Genomic DNA, 26270 nt, shown 5'->3' with positions numbered 1-26270 from the left:
GCCATCAGGGCCGCGGGGTTCGCGCGCAGGCTGGGCACCCGGGTGGCGGCATCCATGCGCGCCGCCCCCTCGAGGAACCCGTGGAGATCGGCGCCGATCAGGGCCGCCGGCAGCAGGCCCACAGCGCTGGTGATGCTGGTGCGTCCCCCCACCCAATCGAACATGTCGAAGCGGGCGAGCCAGCCTTCGGCTTCGGCCCGCTGATCCAGCTGAGAGCCCACCATGGTGACGGCAACGGCCTGCCGGGCCCAGGATCCGCCGAGGGCCTCCAGGCGGGCCCTGGCCTGCTCCATGCCCAGACGGGGCTCGGGAGTGCCGCCCGACTTGCTCACCACCACCACCAGGGTGGTGCTCAGCCGATCCCCCAGGGCCGAGAGGGTGCGGCTCATTCCCTGGGGATCGACGTTGTCGAAGAAGTGGAAGGGCAGCCCCACCCCCTCCTCCTTGAGAGCGCGCAGGATCAGCAATGGACCCAGACCGGACCCGCCGATGCCGATCCAGAGGACGTCTGTGAAGGGCTTGCCGGACGGAGCCGGGCAGGCTCCCTCGATCACCTGCCGGCCGAAGGCATCGATCCGCTCCACCTCCGCCTGGATGTGCGCTCCCGCCTCCGGATCCGGTGCCAGTTCGGGGGCACGCAACCAGTAATGACCGACCTGACGCCCCTCGTCGGGGTTGGCGATGGCGCCGTCCTCCAGGGCCTGCATGGCCGCGAAGGCCCGATCGAAGGCAGGCTCAAGGGCTTCGAAATCGGCCAGGTTGAGCGCCATCCGGCTGACATCGACCCAGAAGCCCAGGTCGTCGTGATGCCAGAGCAGGTCGCAGAAGCGCTGCCACTGCACCAGGGGTTCATGGAAGCTGTAATCCGGAAGCGTCGTCATGCGGGCGGGTTTCACGAATCGGCTGCCGAGGCTGAACTTATCTGTGGAAGGGCCCCCAAGGAAGCACAGGGGTGGCAGGCCACACCGAAGCCGGCCAGAAGCGGGTGATTGGTATGGACGGAAACACAAACGACCCCGGGAGCAGGGATGGCCGGACGGAGCCGTTAATCTTCAAGAAATATTTGGACTGGCGGAATTTCTTGACGACACGCCCTCCGATGGTTTCGTTCTCCCCCCGGGGTGGGCCGAACCGCTGGGCTGTGTCCCTGGCTGCCGCCCTGTCGCTCCTGAGCCTCGCCTCCGGCTCCCCCCAGCGCCACCTCTCCAGCTCCGCACTGCTCACCGAGCCCGGCCTGACGGCCAGCCTGAGCACGGACAGCAGTGACCCGGAAGCCTTCACCAGTGAGGGGCAGCGTCCCGATCCCATCGATTTCACCCCGGGCGAACTGAAGGAGCTGCAACGCCGCTTCGGGGTGCACGGACCCCAGGCTCCTCTGGCTCAACTGTTCACCCGTGGCCTCGATCAACTCACCCCGCTGAGGGCCCGCACCGTGGAACGGCTCGAGGAGCTGCGGCCCACGATCCTTCAGGAAAGCCGTCGGCACCGCATCAACCCGATGCTGGTGGCGGCCGTCCTCTTTGATGAGATCCAGCACGCCAAGCCCGGCGAGGACCTTCCTCTGGCGGCCCAATCGGGGCTGTTCAGCACCCATGGACCCGCCCAGCTGGGCATCGGCGAACTCATCCATCAGGGGCTGCTCCCCGCCGAACCCACGGCCGAACAGATCCAGACCGCCCGCCTCGAGCTGCTCGATCCAAGCCGCAACGTGGCCCTCCTGGTCGGTAAGTTCGCCCGTCTGAGCCGCGAACTGGGGCTGCCCACCGACCGCCAGCTCCAGGCCAGCCGCAGCCCTCGCGATGCCAAGGCGCTCGCCACCCTCGCCTACCTCCATAACGGCAAGCTGGACTATCCCGCGCGCATCCTGAGCTACATGCAGGACCCAGAGCTGCATGCCCTGATCTATTCGGAGCGCAAGCCCCAGCTCTCCCCCCTGATCTGAGACCCGAGCTTCAGCCTCAGCAGAGCTGACCGAGGGCCGCCAGCCGTCTCTGAAGCGCTCCCCACTCGAAGCTGCGCGGATCGGCGCGCTCTCCACCCAGATCCACCTGCCGGTGGGTGGTGATGTGAGCGGCGGGAATCGGGAAGCGGCGCATCCAGTCGGTGAGCACGAGGGCCAGGGCGTCGTACTGCCTGCTGCTGTAGCCGCTGTGGCCGCTGTCGTTGTCTTCCCCATCCAGGGGGGTTTCCAGGCTGATGTGCAGGGCGAAGTTGTTGATGGAGCCCCCCACCCGTGGGTTGGTGACCACCCAGCGGCCGTTGAAGGCGGAATTACCGGCCCCGAAGGCCCGCTGGCCGGGATCGAGCACATCGATCACCTGGCCATCGAGGCTGATCAGCGTGTGGTAGCTCACCTGGTCTTCATCCCTGGGATGGGGGGTCTGGAAGGTGCGCAGGGCTGAGCCGATGCCATACACGGTTTCATGCAGGACCACCACCTGGGGGGTGGGATCGACCGGATGGCCGAAGGCATCCCTCTCGAAGCGGACCCCGTAGTTGCTGGGATCGATCTGCAGCCGCCGTCGGCGCACGGGCAACGCCTCGAGCTCCCGCTCCAGCCGCAGGCGCAGCCGCGGATCGAGATCGACACACTGACGGGCCAGGGGGCTGACCCAGGCCGGCCGTGGTGGCGGCAGGGGTGACGGGCGCCGGGCTGGAGGTTCCGGAGAGGGTTGGGGCTGGGTGACCTGCTCGAGCAGTTGCAGCAGCGACGGACGGCTGGCGGCCTCTGAGCTGGCGGTCAGATCACGGGCCAGCCAGCCCAGGCAGCCCAGCCCAAGAATCGCCGCACCACCCAGAAGACCCAGGGCCAGGGGCTTGCCGCGCAGGCGCTCCATCAGGGTGTTCAACATGGCACCACGGCCAGCCACTGGCGGCGGCGCTCCCCGGCCTCCGGTCCGGCGGCAGGATCCACCAGCAGCCGCCAGCTCTCGATCTGCGGCTCCGCGGCAGTGATCGGCAGAGTGCGCAGAAGCCCCCGCCGGCTGATGGTGATCGTCTGGCGCTGCTGGGCCTGCAGGACTGCCGCCAGGTCTTCGGGCTTGCGCAGGCGCAGACCATCCAGGGCAATCAGCTCATCGCCCACCATGACGCCGGCCTCCTGGGCGGGCCCGGCGCGCACCACCCGAACCACCTCCAGGACTCCCCCCTGGAGCGCTGCCTTCAGGCCGGGATCGGCTGCCGGGGCCCGCCGGGGCTCCAGCTTCAGCCCCACATCCTGGAGGTAGGCGGGCAGATCGGGATCCTCAAACCCATCCAACCAGGCCGGCAGACGATCACCCAGGCCTGGCGAGCGGGCGCTGAAGGCCTCAAGCAGGTCGTGCTCCCGGTAGCCCCGGCCCCAGCGTCCCAGACGGTCCCAGAGATCCCGCAGCACCTGGGCCAGGCACGATCCCGAGCGACGCAACTCCAGATCGAGCACCAGGGAGAGGATGGAGCCCTTGAGGTAGTAGCTGATCTGGTTGTCGTCGCTGTTGGCCTCGCGCCGGTAGAGCTTCACCCAGGCTTCCTCGGCGCTCTGACGCAGGCTCTGGCCACCCAGGCGCCCCGGGGTGAGGAGATAACGGCTGAGATCAGTGCCGAAATCATGCATCACGTCATCTTCGCCCGATAAACCAGCCAGGTGAGGCAGGAGCTGGTCGAAATAACTGGTGACGCCTTCGGCGAACCACAGTCCGGGCACGATCACGGGCCGGTCGTAGTCGATCGGACAGAGTGCCGCGGGCCTGAGCCGGCGCACATTCCACTGGTGGAGATACTCGTGGGCCACCAGCTGGAGCAGCTGGCGATACCCCTCGGGCTTGCGCAGCGCCTCGCGACCGAACTGCAGCACCGTGGAGCTGTCGTGCTCGAGACCGCCGTAGCCCTGATCGAGCAGATGCAGCACGAACAGGTACTCGGGAGCGGCCGGGGCGGACTCGCCCATCAACCGGCAGCAGGCCTCACACACCGCCGCCACGTCCTTCAGCAGCGTGGGGTGGTCTCTGAGCAGGCTGTCCGGAACAGCCGCATCCGACTCAGCGGCCCTGGCGGGCATGGTGGCGTCCCAGCAGACCCAGCGATGGGGCACATCCGCCACGCTGAAGTGGTGCTCGCGGTGGGGACCCGCTTCCACCGGGGTATCCACCAGCTGATCGAAGTCGGCCGCCAGCCAGGTGCCGTCGGCCTGAAGCGGCAAGGGAACGAAAGCCCGCCAGCCCGCCGGCAGGCGCAGACTCAGGCGGTGGGGCCTCCAGCGTTCCCCTTCGACCTGCAGTGCCAGGGCCGCAAGGGCCAGAAACCCATGATCGCCGTCGAGGTGGCAGGTGCGCACGGTCAGGTCGGCGGCCAGCACGTCGTAGTGGATCTCCAGCGGCTCCTGAGAGCACAGATCCAGTCTCCAGCCGGCGGGATCCGTTCGGCTCGGCTGCAGGCGTTCCGTTCCCTGGAGAATCTCCAGGGCTTCCAGGTGACGGACGTAGTCGCGAATCAGGTAGGACCCCGGTGTCCAGGACGGCAGACGCAACCGCAGCACCGGAGTGGCCGGCGTGCAGCGGAGGCTGACATGGACCAGGTGGCGATGAGGCTCGCTCAGGTCCAGGAAAAGGTCAACCACCCAGGCTTCAGGACACCAGTTCGATCGAGGCCATCGGCAGTACGAGGGCAGCGTCCTTCAGGGCGAGCCTGGCGGCATAGCGCCGGGTGAGGCGGCCGAGGAAAGTCTGCAGAGAACGGGAGCGGCTCAGACGCTGCAGATCACCCAGCAGAGCCAGGCTGCCGTCGGGCTGCCGGTGCCAACCGATCCACTGCTCCCCGGCCAGACGGACCCTCAGATCCACCGCTGTGCGCTCCCCGGCAAAGCCTTCAAGCACGCCGGCTCGGATCGGGTCACAGCCGAGGTCGGCCAGGGATGCTGCCAGCAGGTCCAGATCGCGGATCACCGTTGGCAGGATGGAGAGATGGGACAAGACGCCAATGCCCGCTTCGCCAGACCCTAGCGATCCGCCCGGTTGTGTCCAGTGGCCGTTGGCACAGCCCTGGCCCCCACAGGCCGGCGATCTGCGGCTTGGGGTGATGGCCTCCGGAGAGGGGTCCAATTTCGAAGCGCTGGTGACGGCCTGCCGCGAAGGCCCCCTGAGGGGGCGTGTGCTCCAGCTGGTGGTGAACAATCCCGGCTGCGGCGCCCAGGAACGGGCCCATCGGCTGGGGATTCCCTGCGCCCTGGTGGATCACCGCCGGCACCGAAGCCGTGAGGAGCTGGATGGCGCCCTGATCGAAACCTTTGCGACCACCGGCGTGGATCTGGTGGTGATGGCCGGCTGGATGCGGATCGTCACCCCGCGTCTGATCGGCGCCTTCCCCTCGCGCCTGATCAACATCCACCCATCGTTGCTGCCCAGCTTCCGCGGGCTCGATGCCGTGGGGCAGGCCCTTGCGGCCGGAGTCACCCTCAGCGGCTGCACCGCCCACCTGGTGACCGAGGACCTCGACGGAGGTCCGATCCTGGCCCAGGCTGCCGTTCCGGTGTTCCCCGGCGACGATCGCGACAGCCTGGCGGCCAGGATTCACCAGCAGGAGCACCGCCTGCTGCCCCTGGCGGTGGCCCTCGCCGCCGCCAGGCTCAGGGATAGAACGGCAGCAGCGGCAGACCCATCGGCGCCGGCAGGCCGGCCATCAGGTTGAGGCACTGAACCCCCTGCCCCGCCTGGCCCTTGATCAGATTGTCGACGGCGCTCATCAGGATCAGCTGGCCGGTGCGACTGTCGACCTGCACCGAGAGCAGGGCCCGGTTGGTCTGGCGGGTCCATTTGGTGGAGGGGTAGGTGCCCACAGGGAGCACCTCCACACAGGGACTGTGGCGATAGGCGGCCTGCAGCACGGTGGTGCAGTCCTCGGCGGTCAGTCCCGGATCCCGCAGCCGCCCATAGACCGTGGCCAGCAGACCCCGCACCATCGGCATCAGATGCGGTGTGAACTGCAGCTGGATCGGCTGGCCGGCCACCTGGCTGGCGGTCTGCTCGATCTCGCTGGTGTGGCGGTGCCCCACCACTCCATAGGGAGCCACGGCCTCGGCCGCTTCCGCCAGGAGCAGAGTCTCCTTGGCGGCGCGGCCACCGCCGGAGGTGCCGGTCTTGGCATCGATGATGATGCCGCTGCGATCGATCAGTCCCTGCTTGAGAAAGGGCAGCAGCGGCAGCAGACTGGCCGTGGGGAAGCAGCCAGGGGCCGCCACCAGGCGGGCCGCACTGATGCGCGTCTCGTCCCACTCCACCAGGCCGTAGACCGCCTCGGCGCAGAGAGCGTCATCCTGACGCTCGAACCGTTCGGCCTCGCCGGAGTACACCTCCTTCCACTGAGCCAGGGAGCGGTAGCGGTAGTCGGCGGAGAGATCCACCACTTTCACCTCCCGCTCCAGCAGGGCTGGCACCAGCTGGGAGGCCAGCCCACTGGGCAGGCTGAGCACGGCGAAATCGGCCTCGGCGGCGATCGCATCGGGATCGGGGACCCGCACCACCGGATTGCCCTCGAGGGGCAGGAAGGGGACCAGTTCGCTCCAGGCCTGACCGGCACTGCGCTCGCCCCCCAGATAACTGACCACGAATTCGGGGTGGTCCTGGAGCAGGCGCAGAGTCTGAAGGCCGCCATAGCCGCTGGCGCCGATCACCGCGACGCGCCGGGCTGCTGTGGGGCTGACCATGCCGGAGGATCTGGGGCGCTGATCGTACCGGGCCCCCGCTCACGTTGAGACCGCAACTGATAGAGAATGCCTGATATCTGGTCCAGCTGTTCTGACTGTTCGCTCCGAGCATTCCGCTCCCCCGGCCTTGGCCTCTGACGCCCCCCCTCTGGCTGATCCGGGCCATGACCCGATCCTTTTCGATTCGATCGCCGATGCCCTCGCCGGCATCCGTAACGGCGAGATGATCGTCGTCGTCGATGACGAAAATCGCGAAAACGAAGGGGATCTGATCTGCGCGGCCCAGTTCGCCACGCCCGAGCAGATCAACTTCATGGCCACCGAAGCCCGTGGCCTGATCTGCCTGGCCATGGAAGGGGAGCGGCTCGACGCGCTCGAGCTGCCCCTGATGGTCGACCGCAACACGGACAGCAACCAGACCGCCTTCACGGTCAGCGTCGATGCAGGGCCCGAAAACGGCGTGAGCACGGGCATCAGCGCCGACGACCGGGCCCGCACGATTCAGGTGGCGATCCATCCGGCCAGCCGCCCGTCGGACCTGCGTCGGCCGGGGCACATCTTCCCCCTGCGGGCACGCCAGGGAGGAGTGCTCAAGCGGGCCGGGCACACCGAGGCGGCCGTCGATCTCGCCCGACTCTCCGGCCTGTATCCGGCTGGAGTGATCTGCGAGATCCAGAATCCCGATGGTTCAATGGCCCGCCTGCCCCAGCTGGTGAGCTACGCCCGGCGCCATGGCCTGCGGCTGATCAACATCGCCGACCTGATCAGCTACCGGCTCGAAACGGAACGCTTCGTGCGCCGCCAGGCCGAAGCCGAGATGCCGAGTGCCTTCGGGCAGTTCCGGGCGATCGGGTACCGCAATGAGCTCGACGACAGTGAGCATGTGGCGATCGTCAAGGGGCACCCCGAGCTGGCCAGCGCACCGGTGCTGGTGCGGGTGCATTCGGAATGCCTCACCGGCGATGCTTTCGGCTCCCTGCGCTGTGATTGCCGGCCCCAGCTGGAGGCGGCCCTGCGCATGATCGAAGCCGCCGGCGAAGGCGTGGTGGTCTATCTGCGCCAGGAGGGTCGTGGCATCGGCCTGATCAACAAGCTCAGGGCCTACAGCCTTCAGGATGGCGGCCTGGACACCGTCGAAGCCAATGAGCGCCTCGGCTTTCCCGCCGACCTGCGCAACTACGGCGTCGGGGCGCAGATTCTCAGTGATCTGGGGGTTCATCACCTGCGCCTGATCACCAACAACCCGCGCAAGATCGCCGGCCTCGGCGGCTACGGGCTGCGGGTGGAAGACCGGGTGCCGCTGGTGATGGATCCGGGCCAGCACAACGCCGCCTACCTGCTCACCAAACAGACCAAGCTCGGCCATCTGATGCACTCCGGCCCGGTCAGGGAGCACACGGGGGCGGGCGGGCCCACGGCGGTGATCTCCTGGACCGCCACGACCGTGGCGCCGGAGCTGGCGGAAGCCGAGCACTGGCCCCAGCTGCGGCAGTGGGCCAGCCAGCGGGGGCTGGAGCTGCTGCGGGAGGAACATCCCCGCCTGCTGGCTCTGCTGGGTCAACCGCAGCTGGCGCTGTTGCTCGCCCAGCCGCCCGGAGGAGACCAGCGCCTGACCGAGGCTGATCTGCTCTCAGCCCTGACCCTGATGGCCGGTTGGTCCGGCACCAGGGCCGTGAGCCTGCTGCTGAGTCCCGACGCTCAGCGCAGCGCCCACCCCAGCGCAACCCTGGAGCCCGAGTGCCGACCGCTGCAGGAGCTCACTCAGGCGAGCCCCCGGCTGGCGACGACTCCCGGGGCCTTCGTGCGCTGGGTCTGAACATTCAGACCCAGCGCAGCCTGGGCCGGGACAGGCCCCCTCAGGGCAGGATCGTCACCTTCGTGATGCGGGTGCCCTTGCGGATCGCCAGGACCACATCCACGTTGCTGGCCTGACCGAACACGGTGTGGACCCCATCGAGGTGAGGCTGGGCGTCATGGCAGAGAAAGAACTGGCTGCCGCCGGTGTTCTTGCCGGCATGGGCCATCGAGAGGGTGCCGGCCTGGTGCTTGCGGCTGTTGATCTCACAGGGAATCATGTATCCGGGGCCACCGGTGCCGGGCATGCCACTGGCGCCGGCGCGGGTGTTGGGGCAGCCGCCCTGGGCCATGAAGCCATCGATGACGCGATGGAAGGCCAGGCCGTCGTAGAAGCCCGATTCAGCCAGCTTGACGAAGTTCGCGACGCTGCCCGGGGCATCGGTATCGAACAACTCGAGTTCCACCGTGCCGGCCTCGGTCTCCATCAAAGCTTTGGTCATGGGGTTCGGATCAAAAGCGGACTGTATCGATTCTCGGGTAGAACAGACCCCGGTCCTGAACGGGGCTTTCCCCACAGTCGGTCAAGCCCATGAGCCCCAACGCCGCTGCCACGAGCCAGGGCCTCGACCTCAGCCGTGCACGTCTGGGGGTCCTCGGTGGCAGCGGGCTCTATGCCATCGAAGGCCTCGAGGACGTCCGTGAACTCACGGTGGACACCCCCTACGGGCCTCCGTCAGACAGCCTGCGCCTGGGAAGGATCGGCGGACTGGACGTGGTGTTTCTCGCTCGCCATGGCCGCCACCACAACCACCTGCCCACGGAAGTGCCGTACCGGGCCAACCTCTGGGCCCTGCGCTCGCTGGGCGTGCGCTGGATCCTCTCCTGCTCGGCCGTGGGATCGCTGCAGGATCCGCTGCGGCCCCTCGACATGGTGGTGCCGGATCAGTTCATCGACCGCACCCACGCCAGACCCGTGAGCTTCTTCGGCGGCGGCGCCGTCGCGCATGTGGGCATCGCCGATCCGTTCTGCCCGAGCCTCAGCCGACTTCTGGCGGACGTGGCTGAAAGCCTGATGCCGGCGGGACGCCAGCTGCACCGCCACGGCACCTATCTCTGCATGGAGGGTCCTGCCTTCTCGACCCGCGCCGAATCGAACCTCTACCGCAGCTGGGGCTGCTCGGTGATCGGCATGACCAACCACAGCGAGGCCCGTCTGGCCCGGGAGGCCGAGATGGCCTACGCCACCCTGGCCATGGTCACCGACTACGACTGCTGGCACGGGGATCACGCCTCGGTGACCGTGGATCTGGTGATCGAGAACCTGCACGCCAACGCGGCCCTGGCGCAGCAGATCGTGATGGTGGCGGCGGAGCGGATCGATGCGCAGAGGCCGCTCAGCAGCTCCCACAGCGCCCTGCGGGATGCCCTGATGACCCCGAAGGAGCAGGTGCCGGCTGACACCCGCCGCAAGCTCGATCTCTTCACCTCCCCCTACTGGGGGCCCTTCGAGACAGCCTCAGCCGTTCAGGCCAGCTGAGCCCCGAGCTGCTCCAGGGCCTGTCGCACCTGGCCATCGTGAGCGCTCAGGGCCTGATCGGCCTGCTCGGCACTCAACCCGGCGGCGGCCATCAGCAGGGCCCGCTTGACCGAGCCGCCGGCGGCGGCGAGCAGCTCATAGCCCCGCTCCCGCTCCACGCCGGCCAGGTCCCTGAGGATGCGCAGGGCGCGGTCTTCCAGCTTGCTGTTGGTGACAGCCACATCCACCATGCGGTTGCCGTACACCTTGCCCAGCCGCACCATCACGCCGGTGGAGATGATGTTCAGGGCCATCTTGGTGGCCGTGCCCGCCTTGAGGCGCGTGGAGCCGGTGAGCAGCTCCGCCCCGGTGACCAGCCGGATGTCGATGGCGCAGGGCATCGGTGCCTGCTCGGTCGGGACGCAGGCCATGGCGATCGCCAGGGCACCCAGGGAACGGGCATGCTCGAGGCCGCCGAGCACGTAGGGGGTGGTGCCACCGGCGGCGATGCCCACCAAGGCGTCGGCGGATGAGAAACCCCGCTCGATCAGATCATGGCGGCCGGCTTCGCGCAGATCCTCGAGTCCTTCGGAACTGCGCAGCAGTGCGGGCGCGCCTCCGGCCAGCACCCCCTGAACCAGCTCGGGGGGGGTGCAGAAGGTGGGGGGACACTCAGCGGCATCGAGGACGCCAAGGCGTCCGGACGTACCGGCACCGAGGTAGAACAAGCGGCCACCGGAGCGCAGGCAATCGCTGATGGCCTCGACGGCCTCAGCCAGGGCTGGGGCCGCCGCCTCCGTCGCCAGCAGAGCCTTCTCATCTTCCCGGCAGAACAGATCCACCAGTTCGCTGGAGCTGAGCTGATCGAGGCTGGCGCTGGCGGGGTTGGCCTGCTCGGTGAGCAGATGACCCCGGTCGGGGGCGGCGGATCCAGCCGGGGCAGCGCCCGGTTCCGAGGGCCTCACAGCAGGCCCTCCAGACGGCGTCGGAAGGCTTCGAGTTCGGCACGTTCGGGACTGCTCTCATCGCCACTGTCGAGGGGAGCCGCGGAGCGGGCGAGCTCATCCTTCCAGTGGGTCAGATCCATGTTCCGCTCCGGCGGGGCAATCAGCAGCCGCTCCTCGGGGGAGCTGGGCAGGAAGCCGGACGGCACGAAGCGGGCCTCGTAACCCGCCTGGCCGCAGAACAGCTCCATCTCCTCCCGCTCGATCGCCTCGACGCTGGGGACGGGGAAATCCTGGGCCTCGAGCAGACCCGCGTAGCGCTCGGCATCGTCCCGTTCCTCGAACAGCAGCACGACGGTGCGGCCATTCAGCTCCAGGGAGTGAATGCCTTCGTTGTCGGTGCCGGCTTCGAACAGCAGCACATGGACGGGCATGAACCGAACCAATCCCAGCCGCTCAGTGTCCCATTGATTGTCGCCCGGACCGGGAGCCTCTCAGCGATCGCGGGACAATTCCTCCAGGCGTCTGTAGAGCGCCACTTCGGCATCGCTGAGCTGCTCGGGCAGCACGATGCGCAGTTCCACCAGCTGATCGCCCCGCTGCTCCCCCTGGCTGAGGCCGAGACGCCGCAGCCGCAGCAGCCGGCCACTGGAGGAGCAGGGCGGCACCGTGAGCTGCACCCGCCCCTCGAGGGTGGGCACCACCACCTTGCAGCCCAGGGCCGCTTCGGCTGGGGACAGCTCCAGGTCGTAGAGCACCCGCAGTCCGTCGATGCGCAGACCATCGGGACGGCGTACCCGCAGCTGCAGGAAATGGTCGGCTCCGCCCGGGGCGACCCCTGCCAGGCGCAGGCGCCAGCCATCTCCGGCCAGGGGCGGTGTCCAGAGCTCCACCGCCAGGCCACCGGGAAGCTCAAGCTCCAGGCGGGTGCCGGCGAGGGCCTGCTCGGGGCTCAGATCCACCACCGTCTCCAGGTCGCTGGCGGCCTGCACCGGCGGTGGTGGAGGCGGGGCGTGGGTCACCTCCACCCCTGGATCCTCCCGAGGTCCGGAGGGTTGGGGCCGCTCCTGCTCGAGATCGGGCTCAGTCTCCCCGGGTTCATCCGAACGGGACTGTCGACCGAACAGGGCGTCGAGATAGTCGTCGAATTCGGGGAAACCCCTGGCGAAGGGATCGTCGCGCTCGGGCCTCAGCGATCCGGGATCCCGCCCGGTTTCCCAGGCCTGGCGACGGCGTGGATCCGAGAGCACGGCATAGGCCTCGTTGACCCGCTTGAAGCGCTCCTCGGCCACCGGATCATTGCCGTTGAGGTCCGGGTGCCACCGGCGCGCCTGGGCGCGAAAGCCGCGCTTGAGTGCCGCGGCGTCGGCCCCCGGGCTCAGCCCGAGAACCGCCCAGTGGTCCTCGCCGACCGCGGGGGTGGGACTCCGGTTCACGGTCTTCAGTCCTCTGCCCAGGGATCGTCGGCCCTGGGGCGAGCGCGCCCCTCGGAGGGCCAGTCACCTCCACGGCGACGGGAGGGTGAGGGGGCCCGACCGGCCGCCGGTTCGTAGCGATCAGGTCCTGAGGGCTCCCGGAAAGGAGGCTCCCGGAAAGGAGGCTCCCGGAGAGGAGGTTCGAGCCTGGAGCGCTCGAGCCGTGGGGTTTCATAGGAGGAGTAACCCTCCTCCTGATAGCCGCCATACCGGGAGGGGGGCGCCCAGGGATCCCCTCCCCAGCGCTCCGAGGGGCCGGGGCGAGAACGGTCCCACTCATCCCAGTCGTCCTCGTCGGAGAAGAGGTCGTCCTTGATCGAGCCGAGGGTGTTCTTGAGCCCCTGCAGCGGGCCGGATTCGGTCTTGCGTTCGCTGATCAGACGGCGATTGAGACCGTAGAGGGCCTCCTGCAACTGACTGACTGACAGATCGAGCTCAGCCGGGTCGGAATCGTCGAGCAGGACCTGGACCTCGCGCAGGGCCATCTCCACGGAGCGCTGCTGCCTCTCCGCACCGTAAGGACCGAGCTCGAGGGCGGCATCCCTCAGACGGCGCTCCGCCTGGGCCACCAGGGTCTGGGCCCGGTTGAGCCGGTCCACAGCCACCCGCTTGCGCCGGTCTTCGGCGGACTTGCGCTGGGCCTCCTCCAGCAACGCCTGAATCTCCTGTTCACTCAGGTTGGATCCACCCTGAATGCTGACGCTCTGCTGACGACCGGTGGTGCGGTCGGTGGCGGACACCTGCAGCAGGCCGTTGGCGTCGATGTCGAGCGAGACCTGTACCTGGGGAACCCCGCGCGGCGCGGGTGGAATTCCGGAGAGGCGGAAACGACCCAGTGACTTGTTGTCAGCGGCCATCTGGCGCTCACCCTGAAGCACGTGGATCTCCACCGCCGACTGATTCGCCTCGGAGGTACTGAACACATCCGAGCGGCGGACGGGGATGGGCGTGTTGCGGGGGATCAGCACCTTCATCACCCCACCGATCGTCTCCAGACCCAGGGAGAGGGGCGTGACGTCGTTGAGCATCAGATCACGCAGATCGCCGGTGAGGATTCCGGCCTGCACCGCCGCACCGATGGCCACCACCTCATCGGGATTGACCGACTGGCAGGGTTCCCGTGGAATCAGGGTGCGCACCATCTCCTGCACCATCGGCATGCGGGTGCTGCCGCCAACCAGCACCACGTCATCGATGTCCTCGGCCGTGAGACCGGAATCGCGCAGGGCCCGCTGCACGGGACGCATCAGGCGATCGAGCAGATCGGGGCAGAGGGACTCGAAGGTGCGCCGCTCCAGGCTGGTCTCGATGTGCAGGGGGCCCTCGGGGCCCGTGGCGATGAACGGCAGCGAAATCGGGGTGGTGGTCACGCCGGAGAGCTCCTGCTTGGCCTTTTCAGCCGCCTCGCTCAGCCGTTGCAGAGCCTGACGATCCCGGCGCAGATCGATCTGATGGCGGGCCTCGAAGGCTTCCGCCAGCCAGTCGACGATCCGCAGGTCCCAGTCATTGCCCCCCAGCTGGGTGTCGCCGCTGGTGGCCTTCACGTCGAAGACGCCATTGGCGATCCGCAGCACCGACACATCGAAGGTGCCGCCGCCCAGGTCGAACACCAGCACCCGCTTGACCGCACTGCGATCAAAGCCGTAGGCCAGGGCGGCGGCCGTGGGTTCATTCAGGATCCGCTCCACCGTGAGCCCCGCCAGGCGGCCGGCGTCACGGGTGGCCTGACGCTGAGCATCATTGAAATAAGCGGGCACGGTGATCACCGCCGCTTCCACAGCCTCGCCCAGATAGGTGGCGGCGTCGTCGACGAGTTTGCGCAGAATGCTGGCGAGCAGCTCCTCGGGGGCATATTCCCGTTCGGTGGCAGGGCAGACGATGCGGACGTTGCCCTGGTCATTGGCCCGAACCGTGTAGGGCACGGCCAGGCTGGCGTCGTCCAGTTCGTCCCAGCTGCGGCCGACGAAACGCTTGAGATTGGCGAAGGTGTTGCGGGGATTGAGCACCAGCTGGCGGCGGGCGAGCTGGCCCACCAGCAACTCCTGATCACGGCTGAAGCCCACCACCGACGGGGTGGTACGGCCTCCTTCGGCATTGGCGATCACCTGGGGCCGACCGCCCTCCAGCACCGCCACCACCGAATTGGTGGTGCCCAGGTCAATGCCAACGATCCGGCCCATGCATCCCCAAAGCGAAGCCCCAAACTACCGGCTTCCCGGCCAGAAGCCGCAGGCGTGGCTGCCTCCTGGACCGCTCGATCTGTGACGGTGTTAAGGCGTTCTTAGTGGTCGCGAGCCTGGTTCACAATCTAGGTTCTTACAGTGGGCAGCCTGCACGGGCTACTCGTCTTCTCGTCCGTAGCTCCATGGTGATCCGATCTGAATCGGGCCAGGATCAGTTCACCCTGCGCAACCGCCCCTGGGCCGAACGCACGATCGATGGCGGATTCAAGCTGCTCACGATTGTGCTGGCCTCCCTCGTGGCCGTGGTGCTGCTCGGCATCTTCCTGACGGTGTTCAGCGGGGCCAGGGAGGCGATGGGCACCTTCGGCCTGTCCTTTCTGATCACCTCGGGCTGGGATCCGGTCAACAGCCAGTACGGAGCCTTCACGGCGATCTACGGCACCATTGTTTCGTCTCTGCTGGCGCTGGTCATTGCCGTGCCGCTGGGAGTCGGAACCGCCATCTTCATCACCGAAAATCTGATTCCACGCACCTGGCGCGAGCTGATCGGCGTGATGGTGGAACTGCTGGCGGCGATCCCCTCGGTGGTCCTGGGTCTCTGGGCCATCTTCGTGATGGAGCCCCTGCTCAGGCCATTCCTCAATTTCCTGTACAGGAGCCTCGGCTGGTTTCCCCTGTTCTCAACGGCCCCCAAGGGTCCCGGTATGGCTCCAGCAGTGCTGATTCTGGTGGTGATGATCCTGCCGATCATCACCGCCATTTCCCGGGATGCCCTCAATCAGGTGCCTCAGGAGCTGCGCCAGGGGGCCTACGGGGTGGGCAGCACCCGCTGGATCGCCATCTTCAATGTGATCCTGCCGGCAGCCATCTCCTCGATCATCGGCGGCGTGATGCTGGCGCTGGGCCGTGCCATGGGAGAAACCATGGCCGTGACCATGATCATCGGCAACTCGATGAACTTCAGCTGGTCGCTGCTGGCTCCCGGAAACACCATCTCCGCCATGCTGGCCAATCAGTTCGGCGAGGCCGATGGCATACAGGTTTCGGCCCTTCTTTATGCAGCCCTCATTCTGATGCTGCTCACCTTTGCCGTGAACATCCTTGCCCAATGGATCGTTCGCAAGTTCAGCCTGAGTTACAACTGAGCAACCCACCATGACTCTGGCCACGCCAGCCCGTGCAGCACGCTCGCTTCACTTCAATCCGGGGCTGAGGCGCAACCGCACCGACAGGCTCTTCACCTTCATCGCCGGGCTGTTCAGCCTGATCGCGGTTCTCCCTCTCGTGCTGGTGCTGGTCTACGTGCTCATCCAGGGGGGCAAGCTGATCAGCGTCAGTCTCTTCACCCAGCTTCCTCCGGCCCCGGGCCTGGACGGTGGCGGCATCGCCAACGCCATCATCGGCACCTTCGTGGTCACCCTGGTGGCTTCCCTGATTGCCATTCCCGTGGGTGTGGGCGGAGGCGTCTACCTGGCGGAATACGCCAGCAATGGTTGGTTCGCCCAGTTCATCCGCGTCGGCAACGACATCCTCGCCGGAGTGCCCTCGATCATCTGCGGCGTGTTCGTGTACAGCGCGATCGTGGCTACCCGGCTGTTCTTCGGCCAGTCGTATTCCGCCGCTGCCGGTGGCATCGCCCTGGCTGTGCTGATGCTGCCGACGGTGATCAAAACCACCGATGAAGGCCTGAAGCTGGTGCCCCAGGAACTGAGCTGGGGAGCGATCGGTGTCGGTGCCTCGAAGTTCGTGACGATCACACGCATCACTCTGCCCAGCGCGTTCACTCCGATCGCCACAGGGGTTGTGCTGGCCATCGCCCGGGCTGCCGGTGAAACGGCGCCCCTGATCTTCACCGCCCTGTTCTCACCCTTCTGGCCCGAGGGTCTGTTCAACCCGATCGCCTCGATGTCGGTGTTGATCTTCAACTTCGCGATCATGCCCTACGAAGCGCAGAACTCTCTGGCCTGGGCCGCGTCGTTTGTACTCGTGATCCTCATTCTTGGCGCCAATCTGCTTGCCCGCTGGATTCGTCGGTTCGCCTCCAGCTAGCTCCCATCGTCCGGATTACACCACCACTGCTCCTCACCCAGCCATGACCAGCACCCTGAATGCACCCAGCACCAGCTCCACCTTGCCGAGCTGCCTCAGCCTGGAGAACGTCACCATCAGCTACGGCAGCTTCGAAGCCGTGCGCGATGTCTACATGGACATCCCCCGCAATCGGGTGACGGCCTTCATCGGCCCCTCCGGCTGCGGCAAATCAACCGTCCTGCGGTCCCTCAACCGCATGAACGATCTGATCGAGGGCTGCAGCCTGCGTGGTCGCGTGGTCTTCGACGGTCAGGACATGTATGCCCGGGAGGTGGATCCGGTGGAAGTGCGGCGTCGCATCGGCATGGTGTTCCAGAAACCCAACCCCTTCCCCAAGAGCATCTACGAGAACATCGCCTTCGGGGCCAGGATCAACGGCTACAAGGGAGACATGGATGAACTGGTGGAGCGCTCCCTGCGCAAGGCCGCCATCTGGGATGAAACCAAAGACAAGCTGAAGGAGAGTGGCAATGCCCTCTCCGGCGGCCAGCAGCAGCGGCTCTGCATCGCCCGCGCCATTGCCGTTGAGCCGGAAGTGATCCTGATGGATGAACCCTGCTCGGCACTTGACCCGATCTCCACGCTCAAGATCGAGGAGATGATGCATGAGCTCAAGAAGAGCTTCACCATCGTGATCGTCACCCACAACATGCAGCAGGCCGTGCGGGTGTCGGACTACACAGCATTCTTCAACGCCGAAGCCGTGGAAGGTGGCAGCGGCAAGGTGGGTTATCTGGTGGAGTTCAACGATACCGAGCGAATCTTCAACGCCCCGGTGCAGCAGGCCACCCAGGATTACGTCACCGGTCGCTTCGGCTGACGCCCCACTGGGCACTCAGTCGGGCCAACGGCCTGGAACCAGGGAATCCTCAGCGTGACTGGAGGATGTCGCACTCCGACCTGCAGGCCGGTGGTCTGGTCCTGCCACCGGTCCAGCTCTACGGCGCCACTCAGCAATCGCTGTCGATCACAGGCGAATCAGAACCTACCGCGCATAAAAAAGCCGGCTGCAGGAGCCGGCTCGATGGTTGGAAGCGGAGAGGGAGGGATTCGAACCCTCGATAGAGTTGCCCCTATACAGCATTTCCAGTGCTGCGCCTTCGACCACTCGGCCACCTCTCCAGCGGCTGTCATGGGGCAGATGGCAATGTAGCAGTCAGCCCAGAGGCTCCAATTCCATCCGATGACACGACGCTTCCCGATCACGGTGCACTGGCGGCAGGAACAACGGCTGATCCGATTGGAGGTCCCCGAAGGGGAGTACATCCTGCGCAGTTTCGAGGCCCAGGGGCAGCCACTGCCCTTCAGCTGCCGCAACGGCTGCTGCACCACCTGTGCCGTGCGCGTCATCTCCGGTGAGATCGATCAGCAGGAGGCCCTGGGCCTCTCCCAGGATCTGCGGCGGCGGGGGTACGGCCTGCTCTGCGTGGCCCGGGCCACTGGCCCCCTGGAGGTGGAGACCCAGGACGAGGACGAGGTCTATGAGCTTCAGTTCGGGCGCTATTTCGGCCGGGGTCGGGTGACGCCAGGCCTGCCCCTGGAGGACGAGTGATGGAGCCCGTGCCAAGCCTCTCCGGACAGGCACTGCTGGATTCAGCCCTGACGCCCTCCGAGGTTGAACGGCTGGTGGACGTGGCCCGGGACGCCGCCGCCGCCGGCGCGAAGGTGCTGACGCACCACTTCGGCCAGCTCGAGTCGATCCGCGAAAAGGGCCGCTCCGGAGATCTGGTCACCGAGGCCGATCTGGCGGCGGAACAGGCGGTGCTGACCGTGCTCGAAGCCCGCACACCGGAGCTGGGCGTGCTGGCGGAGGAAAGCGGACGCCGCAGCACCGGCTCGCAGCTGGAATGGTGCGTGGATCCCCTCGATGGCACCACCAACTACGCCCACAGCTATCCCTTCTTCGCCACCTCGATCGGCCTCACCTGGAAGGGTGCACCGTTGCTGGGGGCCATCAGCGTGCCGGCGCTCGAGGAGCTCTACTGGGCGGCCCCTGGCCTGGGGGCCTGGTGCAACGACCGTCCGCTGCGGGTGAGTGGCTGCAACGACCTTGCCGCTTCGCTGCTGGTCACGGGCTTCGCCTACGACCGCCAGACCCAGCCCGACACCAACTACACCGAGTTCTGCTGGTTCACCCATCGCAGCCGCGGCGTGCGGCGCGGCGGGGCGGCGGCGGTGGATCTGGCCTTCGTGGCCGCAGGCCGGCTGGATGGCTACTGGGAGCGGGGCCTCTCCCCCTGGGATCTGGCCGCGGGGGTGGCGCTCGTGGAGCAGGCAGGCGGTGTGGTCAGTCGCTACGACGGCAGTCCGGCCACCCTGGCCGAGGGACGGCTGATCGCCTGCACACCAGGTCTGCAGGCGGCCCTGATCGAGGGCCTCGCTCACTGCCGCCCACTGCCCGGCCACCTGTTCGGGGCTCCGGAGCTCGACCTCTAGCTCCAACCGCTCCATAGGATCCAGCGTCTCCCGTCCTCCAGCCCCTCCGCCCCCATGGCCCTGCAACCCGCCGCCGGCGCCAGGGATCTGCACCCCCGCCAGGTGGACCGCAACCGCCAGCTCTGCCAGCGGCTGGCGGAGGTCTACCGGCTGTGGGGCTACCAGGAGGTGGCGCCGCCGATGGTGGAGCGGCTTGACACCCTTGAGGCCGGCGGCGGCATCGCCGAGCGGGAGGTGGCGCGCCTCACCGCAGAGGAACCGCTGGGACTGCGGCCCGAGCTGACTGCCTCGATCGCCCGGGCCGCCTGCACCCGCCTGGCGGATCGCCCCCGTCCACTGCGGCTGTGGGCGGAGGGCAGCACCTTCCGCACCTTCACCGGGGACAGCGGAGGCCAGCGCCTGAGCGAGCGGCTCCAGAGCGGCGTGGAGCTGCTGGGGGTGAGCTCCGCAGCGGCGGACGCCGAACTCATGGCCCTGCTGCTGGCCTGCAGCGAGACCCTGGGTCTGCAGGCGAGCCATCAGCCCAGGCTGCTGGTGGGCCACCACGGCGTGCTCTCCGCCCTGCTCGATGAGCTGCCCTCCGCCCATCGCTCCAGCGCGCGCCAGGCTCTTTCCGGTTTCGATCCCCTGGCGATCGCCCGCCTGCCCCTGCCCCAGGTCCAGATCGACCGGCTCCAGGAGCTGATGCGTCTGCGCGGGGAACCGGCGGCTGTGCTCAGCCAGCTGCGCCGTCATCTCGGGGAGTGCTCTCTGCTCGATGAGCTGGCGGGATCCCTCGAGATCGTGGCCCCCACGGCTGACCGCCTGGGCATCGGCCTGCAGCTGGATCCCAGTTTCCAGCCTCACTTCGACCTCTACGACGGGATCGTGCTCAAGCTGGTCTGCCTGGGAGCCGAGGCGCCGGTGGAGATCGCCAGCGGCGGCCGTTACGACGCCCTGGTGGGCCGTTTCGGAGCCGAGATCGCTGAGGCTGCCGGTGTGGGATTCGGTTTCTCGATCGAGAACATCCGCGACCTGCTGCTCAGACCCGGTGCCCGCGACCCGGCCGGCCGGCCGGTGCTGGTGGCCCACGGCCCGTGCTCCAGCCTGGCCGCCGCCCTGGAGGTCCTCTCCCGCCTGCACGGCCAGGGCCAGAGTGCCGAACTGCTCCCCGACCCCTGTCCCAGCCGGACTGAGGCTGAAGCGGCTGCCCAGCGCCGGGGCTGCTCAGCCCTGGAGTGGCTCCCCTGAACCCAGGCCCGGCCCACCGCCATCAGGCGCCTCAGCCAGAGGGGGTGGATTTCTAGGATCAGGTATCGCAGGACTCCGCAGCCATGGCCCACAGCATCGTCACTGACATCTGTGAGGGAGTGGCCGATTGCGTCGATGCCTGCCCCGTGGCCTGCATCCACCCCGGCCAGGGAGCCAACGCCAAGGGCACATCCTTTTATTGGATCAATTTCGACACCTGCATCGACTGCGGCATCTGCCTGCAGGTCTGCCCGGTGAGCGGCGCGATCCTGCCTGAGGAGCGAGCCGATCTGCAGCGCAGCGCGTAGCGGTCGGCTTGCCAGCAGACCAAAACGTCAGAGCAGGGCCCGTGAGGTTCGGTCACCCCTCCCCGCCGCGGCTTGAGCCCGGTTAACGGCTGAGCCTAGGGTCAAGCGCAAGTCCTTACAAGCTGACGGAATCATGACGGTGCTGGAACAGGGACAGATTCAGATCCACACCGAAAACATCTTCCCGATCATCAAAAAGGCCGTCTACTCCGGCCATGAGGTGTTCCTGAGGGAACTGGTCAGCAACGGGGTGGATGCCATCAGCAAGCGCCGCATGGCGGCCATGGGCGGCGACTGCAGCGAAGGCGACGAAGGACGGATCTCGATCCGCATCGATCGGGACGCCAAGACGCTCACCATCAGCGACAACGGCATCGGCATGACCGCCGATGAGGTGAAGCGCTACATCAACCAGGTGGCCTTCTCCAGCGCCGAAGAGTTTCTGGAGAAGTACAAACGCGAAGATGACGCCATCATCGGTCATTTCGGCCTCGGCTTCTATTCCAGCTTCATGGTGGCGGCCCGGGTGGAGCTGATCAGCCTCAGCGCAACTCCTGGAGCCGAGGCGGTGCGCTGGAGCTGCGATGGCTCCCCCAACTTCAGTCTGGAAACAGGAGAGCGCGCCGAGCCAGGCACCGATGTGATCCTGCACATGCAGGAGGAGGAACTGGAATACATCGAACCAGCCCGCATCCGCTCGCTGATCACCACCTACTGCGACTTCCTGCCGGTGCAGGTGCAGCTGGAGGGGGAAACGGTGAACAAGCGGGAGGCGCCCTGGCGCAAGAGCCCGCGGGATCTCAGCGACGACGATTACATCGCCCTCTACCGCTATCTCTATCCCTTCCAGGGTGACCCGTTGCTCTGGGTGCACCTCAACACCGACTACCCCTACACGCTCCAGGGGATCCTCTACTTCCCCAGGATCACCGGCCGGGCCGACTGGGAGAAGGGCGAGATCCGCCTCTACTGCAACCAGGTCTTCGTGAGCGACTCGATCAAGGAGGTGGTTCCCCGCTACCTGCTGCCCCTGAGGGGCGTGATCGATTCTCCCGACATCCCGCTCAATGTGAGCCGCAGCGCTCTGCAGACCGATCGCCGGGTGCGCTCGATCGGCGGCTTCGTGGCCAAGAAGGTGGGAGACCGGCTCAAGGAGCTGCACCGCGATGAGCCAGCCCGGTATGCCGAGATCTGGGAGGGGATCGCCCCCTTCATCAAGATCGGCGCGATGGAAGACGAGAAGTTCGCCGATCAGGTCTCCGAGCTCATCCTGTTCGGCACCACCGCTGCGGCGGCGGAGTCCGACCCGATCGCCGTTGGTGACAAGGCCTACACCACCCTCTCCGGCTACCGCAGCCGTCTCCTGGGCAGCGACGAGCAGCAGCGCGTCCTCTACTGCACCGATGAAGCCGCCCAGGCCGGGCCGCTGGCCCTCTGGCGGGGGCAGGGGAAGGAGGTGCTCCTGGCCGACACCCTGATCGATGCCCAGTTCATCCCCTGGCTGGAGGACCGCCACGGCGAGCTGAAATTCCAGCGGGTGGACGCGGAACTCGACGCCAGCATCCAGGATCAGGACAGCAGCCTGACCGATGCGGAGGGCACCGACAGTTCCGAGAAGTTGCGGGAGCTGTTCCGGGGTGCCCTGGCCAACGACAAGGTGACCGTGCAGGTCCAGGCACTCAAAGGGGAGAACACACCGGCGGCCCTGATTCTGCTGCCGGAGCAGATGCGCCGCCTCAATGACATCGGCGCCCTGATGGAGCAGCGCCTGCCTGGACTGCCGGACCACCATGTCCTGGTGGTCAACCGCCGTCACCCCCTGGTGGAGGGACTGCAGAAACTCTCCAGTGGCGCTGTGCTCACGGGTGTGGGCACCAGCTCCCCCAGCCAGCAGCTGGCCCACGACCTCAGTTGCCACATCTATGAACTGGCACGCCTGGCGGTGGGAGGCCTGGAGCCCAACCAGCTGGCCGGCTTCCAGCAGCGCAGCGCTGATCTGATGGGACGCCTGATGGAGAGGGGCCTCTGAGCCATTGGGGCCTCCTCAGAGCTCCGACCACTGGAGGGTGAGGTCCATCCAGCCGACCCCGGGCTGAGAGGCCACGGGTCTGGTCTGGCCGGTAGCGTGAGCCTCCGTCATCGCATTCCGGCCCATGGATTCCAGGCGTGTCAGCCGACGCCGGATGATGGGGGTTCTGTTCGGCGCCGCTCTGGCGGGAGCCGTGCTGCTGGAGCAGCAGACCTTCTCCGAGGCCGCAGGGCCGGCCGGGGCTGAAGTCGGTCGCCTGCACTGGCTGGCCGTGGCCGACACCGGCGGCGGCAACGAGGCCCAGCGGGCGGTGGGCCGGGCCATGGCAGCCGTCCATCGCGCCCGGCCGGTGGATCTGGTGGTGCTCGGCGGTGACAACATCTATCCCAAGGGCGACATCAGCCAGGTGAACGACAAGTTCACCATCCCCTACAAAGCCCTGCTGGAAGCGGGAGTGCCCTTCCATGCCGTGCTGGGCAACCACGACATCCGCACGGCCAATGGCGATCCCCAGATCGCCTATCGCCCCTTCGGGATGAAGGGACGCTGGTACACCCTGGCCAGGGGGCCGGTGGAGTTCTTCATGCTCGACTCCAACGTCAACGCCGACTGGGGACGCCAGCTTCCCTGGCTGAAACGGGCCCTCGCCGCCAGCAAGGCGCCCTGGAAGGTGGTGGTGGCTCATCATCCGATCCATTCCTCCGGGCACTACGGCGACGACGACGCGGCCAGGAATCGACTGGCCCCCGTGTTTCGACAGTTCGGGGTGCAGCTCTACATCAACGGCCATGAGCACAACTACGAGCGCAGCAAGCCGATCAACGGCACCACCTACCTGGTGGTGGGCGGTGGCGGAGCCTACCTGCGCGCTGTGACCCCTGGTCCCAGCAGCGCCCGCGCCGTCAGCGTCCACAGCTTCGCCGAGCTCACAGCCAGCAGGGACCGGCTGTTGATTCAAGCCTGGGATTCCAACGGGAAGGCCATCGATCGGGCGGCGATCAACCCCGCCGGCCAGCTGATCAAGCCCTGACCGCTGCCGATCCCCCAGCCTGAATCAGCTGGGAGACGGCCAGCCCTTTGTTAAGGTGTCCCCTTGGCGCCGTCCAGACCTCTGGTGGCTGCCCGTTCCCTGCGTATCGGTTGCTTCCATGTCCCGGGTTTGTCAGCTCACCGGCAAGCGCGCCAACAACGGCATGGCTGTCAGCCATTCCCACGTGCGCACCAAGAAACTCCAGCAGGTGAACCTCCAGGAACGCCGCCTCTGGTGGGCTGAAGGCAACCGCTGGGTGAAGCTGCGGGTCGCCACCCGCACCCTGCGCACCATCCAGAAAAAGGGCCTCGATGCCTACGCTCGCGAACTGGGCGTCAACCTGGCCAAACTCTGAAATCCCTCAGAGCTCCGTCGTTGTGAATCGCCGCCAACTCCTCGAGGGAGCGCTCGTTCACGCCGCCGCCGCTCTGGTGATTCCCGCAGTGACGGCTCCGCTCCTGGGCCGGCCCGGAAAGGCTGATGCCCTGGGAGGAACCCTGCCCGCGCTCGACCAGCCCGCGCCAGATTTTCTGTTGCCTGGATTCGGCCCCGGCCTTGATGACTCCGGCACCCTGGGGCTTCACGACTTCGAGGGCCGTTGGCTGGCGCTTTATTTCTATCCCAAGGACTTCACCAGCGGCTGCACCCTGGAGGCCAGGGGATTTCAGCGGGACCTCCAGCAGTTCCATCAACTCGGTGCCGAGGTGGTGGGTATCAGTGCTGATGATGTCGCCGAGCACGCCTCCTTCTGCGACAGCGAAGGACTGGTCTTTCCCCTGCTCTCCGATCCCGGCGGGACCGTGAGTCAGCGCTATGGATCCTGGCTGGCTCCCTTCTCCCAGCGGCACACCTTTCTGATCGACCCTGACGGGGTGTTGCGGGCCCGCTGGGTGGCGGTGCGACCTCTGGGCCACAGCCACGAGGTGCTCGAGGAACTCAACCGCCTGCAGGCCTGAGCAGCGGCAGGTTTGTGCTTGCCGACAGCGTTGTTGACGTGGGTCCGATCAGCGCCGATGGTGAGCAGGCCTATTTCTGAGTTCCGTGCCGGTCATCGCTGATCTGATCGCCTCCACGATCGTTCCCTTCCTGTTCAAGTTGGTGGGGGCCGTCGCCCTCTGGATCGTCGGTGGCTGGTTGATCCAGTTCGCCCTGAAGCTGATCCGGGGTGGCCTGCGCCGCAGCACCCTTGATGCCACGGTGATCTCCTACCTGCTGAACATCCTCGCCGCTGTGCTGAGGGTGATCCTGGTGGTGGCCATTCTCGGTTTCTTCGGCATCGAGACGGCGAGTTTCGCCGCCCTTCTGGCCGGCGCCGGCGTGGCGATCGGGGCAGCCTGGAGCGGCATGCTCGGCAACTTCGCCGCCGGGGTGTTCCTTCAGGTGTTCCGGCCGTTCAGCGTGGGTGATTTCATCACGGCCGCAGGTGTCACCGGAACCGTGGAGGAGATCGGCATGTTCGTGACCTCCCTGCTGGCCCCCGACAACGTGCGCAACATCGTGCCCAACGGCAAGCTGTTCGGCGACACCATCCAGAACTATTCCGTACATGAGTTCCGCCGGGTCGAACTGGTGGCCCAGCTCGACAACAGCGCCGATGTGGGCAAGGCGATCACCCTGCTCAAGGCAGGTCTGGCCAAGGTTCCCAATCAGTTCGAGGGCATGGCCGGCGATGTGGAGGTGCTGGAATTCACCGAGCGGGGTCCGAAGCTGGCGGTGCGGCCCTACACCCACACCGCCCATTACTGGCAGGTCTATTTCGACACCAACCGCATGATCGTCGATGTGCTCGGGGCTAACGGCTTCCCCGTGCCTCGCATTCCCGTGGCCATGGCAGCCCCAGGAACCGCTGCCGCGACGACGGCGGGTGTGAACTGAGCCTCGCTCAGCGACCGAGCCAGCGCCTCAGCAGCTCACGATGCACGCGGCTGTCCTCTCGCAGCCCCTCCACCACCTGCGGCAGGGGGGGCTTCTCCAGCTGCTGACACCACTCCTGCTCGAGAGCACGGGCGTCCTGAACCTGCTCGAGATCAAGGCAGGGGCAGGCCAGCGCACCGGCGGCAGCTTGCACCTTCGGGTCGTAGCTGAGGGCCACCAGCGGAGCACCCGCCAGGGCCGCCACGATCAGTCCGTGCAGCCGCATGGAGAGCACCAGGCAGGCGCCGCTGAAGATCTCCATAGCCTCCTCGGGAGTGGCCACCAGCTGCTCGCGGCTGCGCAGGGCCAGCCGCCGGGGGAGCAGCCCCTGGCGATCCAGCTCCAGGAGCAATCCCCGGTCCTGATCGCGGTGAAACGGCAGCCAGATCACCTCCCGATCCGCAGCGGCCGCCACGGCATCGAGGGCCTCCAGCAGGGGAAGCCAACGCTCGCCCTCCAGCAGTGGGGTGGGACGCCAGCAGAGCACCAGTGGACCACCTGGCCCATGCCAGAGCCGTGTGGCCAACGACCAGACCGGGTCACTGCCGAGCTGGCCCGGTCGTCCCCAGGCAGCGGCCAGCGCTGCCGAGCCCGGATCACGCCAGCTGCTGTCCTGCACCAGGGTCAGCAGCCGCCGCACC

General features: G+C 67.1%; 26 protein-coding genes, 1 tRNA gene and 1 pseudogene. 16 read left to right on the top strand and 12 right to left on the bottom strand.

Features of this window, described 5'->3' with window-relative positions; genetic code table 11:
• Positions 1–881 (bottom strand): annotated as a pseudogene (gene pgi, locus VB734_RS10800) (glucose-6-phosphate isomerase); the annotation flags it as partial.
• Between the two features lie 218 nt (positions 882–1099).
• Here pgi and VB734_RS10795 point away from each other — a divergent pair.
• On the top strand, positions 1100–1942 hold the full coding sequence (locus tag VB734_RS10795) for a helicase DnaB (RefSeq protein ID WP_322781693.1): 843 nt from the start codon (positions 1100–1102) through the stop codon (positions 1940–1942).
• 16 nt (positions 1943–1958) lie between these two features.
• Here VB734_RS10795 and VB734_RS10790 read toward each other — a convergent pair whose 3' ends face one another.
• From VB734_RS10790 to VB734_RS10780, 3 genes are read right to left on the bottom strand one after another with little or no spacing between them, the layout of a single operon-like run.
• Positions 1959–2852, bottom strand: a complete 894-nt coding sequence (locus tag VB734_RS10790) for a peptidoglycan recognition family protein (RefSeq protein ID WP_197163233.1) — start codon at positions 2850–2852, stop codon at positions 1959–1961.
• On the bottom strand, positions 2846–4594 hold the full coding sequence (locus tag VB734_RS10785; protein ID WP_197163231.1) for a M61 family metallopeptidase: 1749 nt from the start codon (positions 4592–4594) through the stop codon (positions 2846–2848). Before VB734_RS10785 ends, VB734_RS10790 begins: the two co-directional genes overlap by 7 nt.
• A 7-nt stretch (positions 4595–4601) precedes the next feature.
• Positions 4602–4946, bottom strand: a complete 345-nt coding sequence (locus tag VB734_RS10780) for a DUF1257 domain-containing protein (protein ID WP_231594651.1) — start codon at positions 4944–4946, stop codon at positions 4602–4604.
• Between the two features lie 7 nt (positions 4947–4953).
• On the opposite strand from VB734_RS10780, the gene purN reads away from it, so the two are divergent.
• Entirely contained in the window at positions 4954–5661 is a 708-nt protein-coding gene (gene purN, locus VB734_RS10775) for a phosphoribosylglycinamide formyltransferase (protein ID WP_197163229.1), read from the top strand.
• Here the strand turns inward: purN and argC are convergent.
• Complete coding sequence (gene argC / locus VB734_RS10770) at positions 5600–6676, bottom strand: N-acetyl-gamma-glutamyl-phosphate reductase (protein WP_197163227.1); 1077 nt, start codon at positions 6674–6676, stop codon at positions 5600–5602. The genes purN and argC overlap by 62 nt on opposite strands.
• Before the next feature lie 223 nt (positions 6677–6899).
• Between argC and ribBA the strand changes: the two genes are divergently transcribed.
• A complete protein-coding gene (ribBA, locus tag VB734_RS10765; RefSeq protein ID WP_231594995.1) occupies positions 6900–8492 on the top strand; it encodes a bifunctional 3,4-dihydroxy-2-butanone-4-phosphate synthase/GTP cyclohydrolase II in 1593 nt (530 codons plus the stop codon).
• Between the two features lie 40 nt (positions 8493–8532).
• On the opposite strand, the gene VB734_RS10760 is transcribed toward ribBA, so the two are convergent.
• Positions 8533–8973, bottom strand: a complete 441-nt coding sequence (locus VB734_RS10760; RefSeq protein ID WP_197163225.1) for a peptidylprolyl isomerase — start codon at positions 8971–8973, stop codon at positions 8533–8535.
• 89 nt (positions 8974–9062) lie between these two features.
• On the opposite strand from VB734_RS10760, the gene mtnP reads away from it, so the two are divergent.
• Positions 9063–10010, top strand: a complete 948-nt coding sequence (gene mtnP / locus VB734_RS10755; protein ID WP_197163223.1) for an S-methyl-5'-thioadenosine phosphorylase — start codon at positions 9063–9065, stop codon at positions 10008–10010.
• Here mtnP and murQ read toward each other — a convergent pair.
• Genes murQ through dnaK form a run of 4 tightly spaced genes read right to left on the bottom strand, consistent with a single transcriptional unit; the run spans position 9998 to position 14588 of the window.
• Entirely contained in the window at positions 9998–10954 is a 957-nt protein-coding gene (murQ, locus tag VB734_RS10750) for an N-acetylmuramic acid 6-phosphate etherase (protein ID WP_197163216.1), read from the bottom strand. The genes mtnP and murQ overlap by 13 nt on opposite strands.
• Entirely contained in the window at positions 10951–11367 is a 417-nt protein-coding gene (locus VB734_RS10745; protein ID WP_197163214.1) for a DUF3110 domain-containing protein, read from the bottom strand. The genes murQ and VB734_RS10745 overlap by 4 nt, the downstream gene beginning before the upstream one ends.
• Positions 11368–11427: 60 nt before the next feature.
• Entirely contained in the window at positions 11428–12369 is a 942-nt protein-coding gene (locus tag VB734_RS10740) for a DnaJ domain-containing protein (RefSeq protein WP_197163212.1), read from the bottom strand.
• 5 nt (positions 12370–12374) lie between these two features.
• Complete coding sequence (gene dnaK, locus VB734_RS10735; RefSeq protein ID WP_197163202.1) at positions 12375–14588, bottom strand: molecular chaperone DnaK; 2214 nt, start codon at positions 14586–14588, stop codon at positions 12375–12377.
• 185 nt (positions 14589–14773) lie between these two features.
• On the opposite strand from dnaK, the gene pstC reads away from it, so the two are divergent.
• Genes pstC through pstB form a run of 3 tightly spaced genes read left to right on the top strand, consistent with a single transcriptional unit; the run spans position 14774 to position 17502 of the window.
• Positions 14774–15736 (top strand): phosphate ABC transporter permease subunit PstC, encoded by a 963-nt coding sequence (pstC, locus tag VB734_RS10730; RefSeq protein ID WP_197163193.1) that lies wholly within the window; start codon positions 14774–14776, stop codon positions 15734–15736.
• 10 nt (positions 15737–15746) lie between these two features.
• Positions 15747–16640, top strand: a complete 894-nt coding sequence (pstA, locus tag VB734_RS10725; RefSeq protein WP_197163191.1) for a phosphate ABC transporter permease PstA — start codon at positions 15747–15749, stop codon at positions 16638–16640.
• A 43-nt stretch (positions 16641–16683) separates the two neighbouring features.
• Positions 16684–17502, top strand: a complete 819-nt coding sequence (pstB, locus tag VB734_RS10720; RefSeq protein WP_197163189.1) for a phosphate ABC transporter ATP-binding protein PstB — start codon at positions 16684–16686, stop codon at positions 17500–17502.
• A 215-nt stretch (positions 17503–17717) separates the two neighbouring features.
• Here pstB and VB734_RS10715 read toward each other — a convergent pair.
• A tRNA-Ser gene (locus tag VB734_RS10715) sits at positions 17718–17804 on the bottom strand.
• Positions 17805–17865: 61 nt separating this feature from the next.
• Here VB734_RS10715 and VB734_RS10710 point away from each other — a divergent pair.
• From VB734_RS10710 to VB734_RS10670, 9 genes are all read left to right on the top strand, one after another.
• Positions 17866–18234, top strand: a complete 369-nt coding sequence (locus VB734_RS10710) for a 2Fe-2S iron-sulfur cluster-binding protein (protein WP_197163187.1) — start codon at positions 17866–17868, stop codon at positions 18232–18234.
• Entirely contained in the window at positions 18234–19118 is an 885-nt protein-coding gene (locus tag VB734_RS10705) for an inositol monophosphatase family protein (protein WP_197163185.1), read from the top strand. The genes VB734_RS10710 and VB734_RS10705 overlap by 1 nt, the downstream gene beginning before the upstream one ends.
• Before the next feature lie 54 nt (positions 19119–19172).
• Positions 19173–20348: an ATP phosphoribosyltransferase regulatory subunit gene (locus VB734_RS10700; protein ID WP_197163183.1), complete on the top strand. Its 1176-nt coding sequence runs from the start codon at positions 19173–19175 to the stop codon at positions 20346–20348.
• An 83-nt stretch (positions 20349–20431) separates the two neighbouring features.
• Entirely contained in the window at positions 20432–20656 is a 225-nt protein-coding gene (locus VB734_RS10695; RefSeq protein WP_197163181.1) for an indolepyruvate ferredoxin oxidoreductase subunit alpha, read from the top strand.
• A 133-nt stretch (positions 20657–20789) separates the two neighbouring features.
• Entirely contained in the window at positions 20790–22685 is a 1896-nt protein-coding gene (gene htpG, locus VB734_RS10690; protein ID WP_322781694.1) for a molecular chaperone HtpG, read from the top strand.
• A 124-nt stretch (positions 22686–22809) separates the two neighbouring features.
• A complete protein-coding gene (locus tag VB734_RS10685) occupies positions 22810–23715 on the top strand; it encodes a metallophosphoesterase (RefSeq protein ID WP_322781695.1) in 906 nt (301 codons plus the stop codon).
• Between the two features lie 118 nt (positions 23716–23833).
• Positions 23834–24070, top strand: a complete 237-nt coding sequence (rpmB, locus tag VB734_RS10680) for a 50S ribosomal protein L28 (RefSeq protein WP_006171515.1) — start codon at positions 23834–23836, stop codon at positions 24068–24070.
• Between the two features lie 22 nt (positions 24071–24092).
• The gene (locus VB734_RS10675; RefSeq protein WP_322781696.1) at positions 24093–24671 is read left to right on the top strand and encodes a peroxiredoxin; all 579 of its coding nucleotides are present in this window, start codon (positions 24093–24095) and stop codon (positions 24669–24671) included.
• 85 nt (positions 24672–24756) lie between these two features.
• Entirely contained in the window at positions 24757–25590 is an 834-nt protein-coding gene (locus VB734_RS10670; protein ID WP_322781697.1) for a mechanosensitive ion channel family protein, read from the top strand.
• Between the two features lie 7 nt (positions 25591–25597).
• Here the strand turns inward: VB734_RS10670 and VB734_RS10665 are convergent.
• A partial coding sequence (locus VB734_RS10665; protein ID WP_323243330.1) for a polysaccharide pyruvyl transferase family protein occupies positions 25598–26270 on the bottom strand: 673 nt, incomplete at its 5' end.

It is taken from the genome of Synechococcus sp. BA-124 BA4, assembly GCF_034931165.1.
Note: the sequence above shows the minus strand (reverse complement) of the source record. Positions and strands in the feature narration are given on the sequence as shown.